This is a genomic window from Acidiphilium sp. (assembly GCF_049977125.1).
GTDB lineage: Bacteria > Pseudomonadota > Alphaproteobacteria > Acetobacterales > Acetobacteraceae > Acidiphilium.
In genome coordinates this window covers 2970-5219 of sequence record NZ_JBMFGY010000171.1, presented here as the reverse complement: position 1 = coordinate 5219, position 2250 = coordinate 2970, and the positions used below count along the sequence as shown (strand labels likewise).

The window sequence follows — 2250 nt, the reverse complement described above, 5'->3', positions numbered from 1 at the left end:
AGGCAAGGCAAGGCAAGGCAAGGCAAGGCAAGGCAAGGCAAGGCAAGGCAAGGCAAGGAGAAGTCTCCTTTTTTGAAAAAAAGGAGCAAAAAACTTTTTTGAGTCTGGGGCGCGGTGGTGGGGACGATGGGGGCCAAATGAAAAGAGATTTTTGATCTGGTTTCCGACGGTTTCACCGGTACGGAGCAGATGAAAAGAAAACGATTGATCTGGTTCGCGGTGGTTTCGGCGGTGGGAAACAGATTAAAAGAAAATTTTTGATCTGGTTTCTGGGTAATTCAACGGTAGGAGCCAGAATAAAAGAAAGCATTTTATTCTGGTTCTCGGTGGTCTCAACGGCGGGAACCAGAGGGAAAGAGAATTTTCAGTCTGGTTTTCGGGGATTTCAGCGGTGGGGACCGGATCGAAAGGGAAATTTTGATTCTGGTTCGCGGTGGTTTCAGCGGTGGAAACCAGCGGAACGTAAATTTTTTATTCTGATTCCGGGTAGTTTTAACAGTAGGGACCGAACTTAAGCGGTTGCTGGTTCTGGTCCTCGTTGGTTTCAACGGTAAGAATCAGAATAAAAAAACGTTTTATTTGGATTATCGGTGGTTTCAACGCTATCGACCAGACGACGATGATTTTTGTTGATAGCCGCCGGTGGTTTCACCGGTAGAGACCAGAGGAACAAAAGTTTTTTGGTTCTTTTTTTCAAAAAAGAACATCTTCCTTCATCTGGGTCCGGGTTGTTTTGTCGCTTATGGTAGCGTGGGTTTGTCGTGCGTCGTATAGTCGGTTGCACTGCACAAACAGGGGAGTTCCGATGACGGACGTGCGCACCACCAAGACCCGTGTTACGGCGATGCCAGGCGATGGCATTGGTCCTGAGGTATTTGACGCGACGCGGCGGATTTTTGAGGCGGCGGGTGCGCCGATCGAGTGGGAGGTGGCCGAGGCTGGGGCGGCGGTGTTCAAGAAGGGGATTCCGTCGGGGGCGCCGCGCGAGACGCTTGATTCGATTGCGGCGAACGGGTTGGCGTTGAAGGGGCCGTTGGAGACGCCGGTGGGTTATGGCGCGAAGTCGGCCAATGTGACGTTACGCAAGCATTTCGAGCTTTATGCCAATATCCGGCCGGTGCGTGAGCTTCCGGGCATCAAGACGCCGTTTACCGGGCGTGGCATTGACATGGTGATTGTGCGCGAGAATGTGGAGGATGTTTATGCTGGTATTGAGCATATGCAGACTCCGGATGTTGCGCAGTGTTTGAAGCTGATGACGCGGCCGGGGTGTGAGCGGATTATTCGTGCCGCGTTTGGTTTGGCGCTGGCTGAGGATCGCAAGACGGTGACGTGTGCGACCAAGGCGAACATCATGAAGCTCACCGAGGGCATGATGAAGCGGGTGTTTGAGGCGGTTGGGCCGGATTATCCGACGATTGCGCAGAACCATGTCATTATCGATAATTGTGCGCATCAGCTGGTGATTGCGCCTGAGCAATTCGACGTCATTGTGACGTCGAACATGAACGGCGATATTATTTCCGATCTTGCGGCGGGGTTGGTTGGGGGGCTTGGCATTGCGCCGAGTGCCAATCTGGGGGACCGGGCGGCGATTTTCGAGGCGGTTCATGGCTCGGCGCCGCAGATTGCCGGCAAGGGGCTGGCCAATCCGACGGCGTTGCTTTCGGCCGCCATTATGATGTTGCGTCATATTGGCGCGTTCGAGACGGCCGAGATTGTTGAGCAGGCGCTGTTCATCACGCTTGCCGAGGGGATCAATTTGACGGGTGATTTATCGCCGCGGGGTCATGGGGTGGGCACGGAGAAATTCGTGGGGCAGGTGATCGAGAATCTGGGGCGGAGCAGCAATTTGCCATCGCGTCATTATCAACCGCTGCATTTGACGCCCTGGCCTGATCTGACCGCGCATACCGAACCGGCGACGCGTGAGTTGATTGGGGTTGATGTGTTCATCGAGACGGATCTTTCGGCGGCCGCGCTGGGTGAATCGCTCATGAAGATTGCTTCGGGCAGTGTGTTGCGGCTCGACTCCATTTCGAATCGTGGGGTTCAGGTCTGGCCTTCGACGGGGGGTCAGACGTTTCTGGTCGATCATTTCGATTGTCGTTTCATGTTGAATGCGCCGGCCGAGGGCAATCCGCCGCAGGGGATTGCTGATCTGGTCGGTCGGATTGGTCAGGTTCATTCGTGGATGCATGTCGAGAAATTGCAGCGTTTCGACGGCAAGGATGCGTTCGAGCGGCCCCA

1 protein-coding gene is annotated in these 2250 nt (G+C 54.5%); it reads left to right on the top strand.

Annotated features, from left to right (window positions below):
• Nucleotides 1-805: 805 nt before the first annotated feature.
• On the top strand, nt 806-2250 hold a 1445-nt coding region (locus tag ACP5E6_RS15940), incomplete at its 3' end, for an NADP-dependent isocitrate dehydrogenase (RefSeq protein ID WP_427955720.1).